A 1,860-nucleotide genomic window follows, 5' to 3' on the forward strand; every position below is an offset into this window, starting at 1 on the left:
TCCGCAAACGGAGCAGTGGTATTGGTGATTGCCGGACTGCTGGTGGGTTACGGAACTCGCCTTGGCGCTGGCTGTACCAGTGGGCACGGTGTCTGCGGCCTGGGCAGGGGATCGTCGCGGTCGGTGGTGGCTACCTGCGTGTTCATGCTCATGGGCATGGCCACGGCGACCCTGGTACGGATTGTGGCGGGGGGCACGGCATGATCCGTCTCGCCGCGTTCCTGTGCGGCGCACTCTTCGGACTGGGACTGGTCGTATCCGGTATGGCCAACCCAGCCCGCGTGCTTGCTTTCCTTGATGTGAGCGACGCCTGGGACCCCTCCCTGGCGCTGGTCATGCTGGGCGCACTGATCCCTTCCGGCGCAGCCTACCTGTGGATACGCGCCCGCAGAACGCCGCTGCTTGCCGTATCGCTGCACATTCCCACCCATCGCATCATCGATCGGCGCCTGGTGATCGGTGCGGCGATATTCGGCCTGGGTTGGGGTCTGGCCGGACTATGTCCCGGCCCAGCCATCGCGTTGCTGGGAACCGGCCAGCCCTTCGCGATCATCTTCGCCACGGCAATGATCGCTGGCGTGCTCCTGCATGGCCTCATTCACCGCCCCACTGCAACTACGGGAAAACCATGAACCTCAAGCCACTCTCCGCTAGCCTCAAGGTGTCCGGCCAGCTCCTGCCAAAGGACATTGAAGCCCTGAAGGAGCAGGGCTTTGCGAGCGTGATCTGCAACCGCCCCGACGATGAACAGCCGGAGCAGCCCAGTCACCATGCGCTGCAGGCCGCCTGCCACCAGGCGGGCATGCAGTTTGCCTATCTTCCTGCGCTGCCTGGCGTCATTACCGATGATCAGGTGCATACCTTTGCCAAGTTGATCGAAGCGCTGCCAAGCCCTGTTGCCGCGTACTGCAGAACCGGCACCCGTGCTGCGATGCTTTGGGCGCTGTCGGAAGTCGTTCACAATGGAGCGGCGTTTGACCACGTCCTGTCTGTTGCTTCGGATGCAGGCTATGACCTTTCTTCCATCGCAACACGGCTGCAGCAAGGCCCGGCGTCCGGCGACTGACATATGGAAGCGCTATCTCTGCTGCAGTTGGTTCTGGGCGGCCTGTCTGGCGTCCTGGTCGGTTTCGTCCTGGGCGTGGTCGGTGGGGGCGGATCCATCCTGGCGGTACCACTGATGCTCTACGTGGTCGGAGTGGGAGATCCGCATGTGGCTATCGGCACCAGCGCCCTGGCAGTAGCGGTCAATGCGGTGTCGAATCTGGTGATACATGCCCGTAGAGGGAACGTTCGCTGGCCTTGTGCCTCGGTCTTCGCTCTGGCGGGGATCGCGGGCGCATACCTGGGTTCCAGCTTGGGCAAGGCGTTCGACGGCAGGAGCCTGTTGGCGCTGTTTGCTGTGGCTATGATCGTTGTCGGCATCGCCATGCTTCGCAGGCGCAACACGCCTGGACTCACGGACGCTCGGCTCGGCAGAGGCAACGCGCCCGCGCTGATTGGGCTGGGCGCCACCGCCGGCGGGCTTTCTGGCTTCTTTGGCATTGGCGGAGGCTTTCTCATCGTGCCCGCACTGGTGGCCGCGACGGGCATGCCGATGATCGCCGCAGTCGGAAGCTCGCTCGTCGCCGTCGCCGCATTTGGCATGACCACCGCACTGAACTACGCGCGTACAGGTCTGGTCAACTGGAAGCTCGCGGCAGTTTTCGTCGTTGCCGGCGTGGCTGGCGGTATTGCAGGTGCAGCAACTTCGACGAAGCTGGCCAACTATCGTGGAGCTCTGAACACGGTATTTGCAGTACTGATCTTCATTACTGCCGCATACATGCTGTGGAAGGTGAGCTGACCGGATGTGCTCCA

Annotated in this window: 4 protein-coding genes; all 4 read left to right on the forward strand. The window is 63.1% G+C overall.

Features of this window, described 5'->3' with window-relative positions:
• Window positions 1-204: YeeE/YedE family protein (locus AC2A1N_RS13570; RefSeq protein WP_484372576.1), on the forward strand; the 204-nt coding region annotated here is incomplete at its 5' end.
• Window positions 201-632, forward strand: coding sequence for a DUF6691 family protein (locus AC2A1N_RS13575; protein ID WP_228354995.1), 432 nt, complete (start codon window positions 201-203; stop codon window positions 630-632). The genes AC2A1N_RS13570 and AC2A1N_RS13575, both read left to right, overlap by 4 nt.
• Window positions 629-1,066 carry a protein tyrosine phosphatase family protein gene (locus tag AC2A1N_RS13580; RefSeq protein ID WP_065178729.1) on the forward strand — a complete coding sequence of 146 codons (438 nt, stop codon included), beginning with the start codon at window positions 629-631 and terminating at the stop codon, window positions 1,064-1,066. The genes AC2A1N_RS13575 and AC2A1N_RS13580 overlap by 4 nt, the downstream gene beginning before the upstream one ends.
• Before the next feature lie 18 nt (window positions 1,067-1,084).
• A complete protein-coding gene (locus AC2A1N_RS13585; protein WP_080353444.1) occupies window positions 1,085-1,846 on the forward strand; it encodes a sulfite exporter TauE/SafE family protein in 762 nt (253 codons plus the stop codon).
• Window positions 1,847-1,860 lie beyond the last annotated feature (14 nt).

The sequence above is a fragment of the Stenotrophomonas maltophilia group sp. SKK55 genome, from assembly GCF_057179845.1.

Coding starts and splice junctions, on each gene's coding strand:
- AC2A1N_RS13580 (WP_065178729.1), top strand. CDS start 629: ATGAACCTCAAGCCACTCTCCGCTAGCCTCAAGGTGTCCGGCCAGCTC.
- AC2A1N_RS13575 (WP_228354995.1), top strand. CDS start 201: ATGATCCGTCTCGCCGCGTTCCTGTGCGGCGCACTCTTCGGACTGGGA.